The organism is Vibrio sp. IB15 (assembly GCF_016406055.1).
Taxonomy (GTDB): domain Bacteria; phylum Pseudomonadota; class Gammaproteobacteria; order Enterobacterales; family Vibrionaceae; genus Vibrio; species Vibrio chagasii.
The window spans coordinates 1-2,032 of the sequence record NZ_JAEFCE010000132.1 but is presented as its reverse complement, the minus strand read 5'-3'; the positions used below and the strand labels follow the sequence as shown (position 1 = coordinate 2,032).

Genomic DNA, 2,032 nt, shown 5'->3' with positions numbered 1-2,032 from the left:
TGAGGGAGCAGAAACTTCTACGTTTTTAATTGACAGTGGGGGTCATATCAACGCCTTGCTAAGGTGTGAGCAACGCAATACCTTAGCCTCCGCATAATACCTTAAATACATAAACCGACGCATAGTAAAAATGCCACGCGTTGCGAATCACTCTTAAGCAACTTGTTATGTGTATGCCCAAAACAATAAAGGTGATAACGCAAAAAATACGCACCCGAACAGAAAAAAGTAAAAGCACAGCAAAAAAATTATTTCTGAAATCGTTTTTCCAACTTTCGCGGCCGATTCTCCTGCATCTGATGAAGCTATTCTTACAGCGACAGGGCCGGTTAGGATGATTTTCTTTCTTGAAAAAAACTTAGCCGAAACGATTCCCAAAACAAATATCAAGTAGATACTAAATGCTGGAGCAACCAATAGTTCGTTTAAAGAAGCGATAGCAGATGCAATAAATGCAAATAAGATCATTGAAGCGAATGATATCGCCCAGATACCGAATATTGAGAATTTGCCAAAGTAAGCAAACTTCTCAGCCAACAACTTGGGAAGGTAGTACATAATAATCCTCTTTTACACATAACAGCTATATTAGACAGAATTATTCTGTCTAGCATCTTAACGATGTAAACGATATATCAGTTTTAGCTTAAATAACAATAGCTTAAGGTCTGCATTTCTATACCTGCATCACTAAATACAGATTTTTTCTGTATAGCATGAATTGAACGGCAAAATATGTTCCAGCCTGATGCACGAATAAGTGTTAGACAATTTGTGAACACTCTGTTGACTAAATAGTTCTCATGATAGCTTCATGCGCTCTAAACACACTTTGGGGCAGATCTGAGCTAGCTGGCACTTTTTGAGAAAAGTGCCACGAGTAAAACTTCACATACGGAGTAAGACCGAGGTTCGCCTATAGACAATTATCAAGGCCGCCACCCTTCTAGAGCAGATCGCACAATTTACTTATATAGAGGCTCGGGCTTGTTCAACACTTGGGATTTACGTTGGCTACGCAACGCTTAATCCTTATCTGTTATGTGCAATTTATTTTGATGAACTCTAATGTTTCATCTACTGACTTATGATGCAAACTTTGTATGCCTAACGCTTGTGCTGATTGTACATTTTTAACCGTATCATCAATAAATACGCATTCACTAGAATCACAACCTAGCAATTCCAGAGTTCTAGTAAAAAATTTAGAAGCGGGTTTAGCTACCAATACGTCAGAAGAGTTGATAACAAAATCAAAACTGCCACTTAAGCTTGAGTCACGTATATCTTGAGTTAGCTTATCGGTAGCATTAGTAACAAGCACAAGTTTTGAAAATGGAGAGATCAACCTTATGGTATTTAAAAATTTATAATCGATTGTAGCGGTTGTCTTCTCCCATGCTTCAACTAGTTCTTCTCCAATTGCTTCATCGAATTTATTTGAAAGTTGCTCGCGTACCTTTTTAACCCAATTAGCATGAGTTTGTTGGCCTGTGATTGTGGGTAATAAAAGTGACTCTGAAAACGCAACAGAAAACAGCGCACCAACAGGCAAACCTAAGCGTTTTTCTGTATTCTCGATAGTGCTGCCTTGCCAATGACGGATAACACCATCAAAATCGATGAGGATATATTTTTTCAACGAAACTCCCTTGCACATAACAGCTATATTAGACAAAATTATTCTGTCTAGTATCTTAATGACGTAAACGGTACATCTTTTTTACTATAACTAACAATGACTTATATTCGAAAGTTTCGTACATACATCACTAAATACAGATTTTTTCTTTATAACATGAATTGATCGGCAAAAAATGTTCCAGCCTGATGCACGAATAAGTGTTGGACAATTTGCGAACAAGCTGTTGCCACAATAGTTCTCATGATAGCTTCATGCGCTTTAAACATACTTGGGGCACTTTCGAGCTAGAAAGTGCCACGGGTAAAAATTCAACCTGAGAAATTTTTTACATGTCAGAGTTAGGGCTGGGCTCCAACTCATTCTATTCAGATAAGAAAAGTATCTGAA

Annotated in this window: 2 protein-coding genes; both read right to left on the bottom strand. The window is 37.6% G+C overall.

Annotated elements, in window-relative coordinates:
* Nucleotides 1–165: 165 nt before the first annotated feature.
* Nucleotides 166–558 carry a hypothetical protein gene (locus JC606_RS23045; protein WP_061031684.1) on the bottom strand — a complete coding sequence of 131 codons (393 nt, stop codon included), beginning with the start codon at nucleotides 556–558 and terminating at the stop codon, nucleotides 166–168.
* Nucleotides 559–1,039: 481 nt separating this feature from the next.
* Nucleotides 1,040–1,642, bottom strand: coding sequence for an HAD-IA family hydrolase (locus JC606_RS23040; protein ID WP_004739422.1), 603 nt, complete (start codon nucleotides 1,640–1,642; stop codon nucleotides 1,040–1,042).
* Between the last annotated feature and the right edge of the window lie 390 nt (nucleotides 1,643–2,032).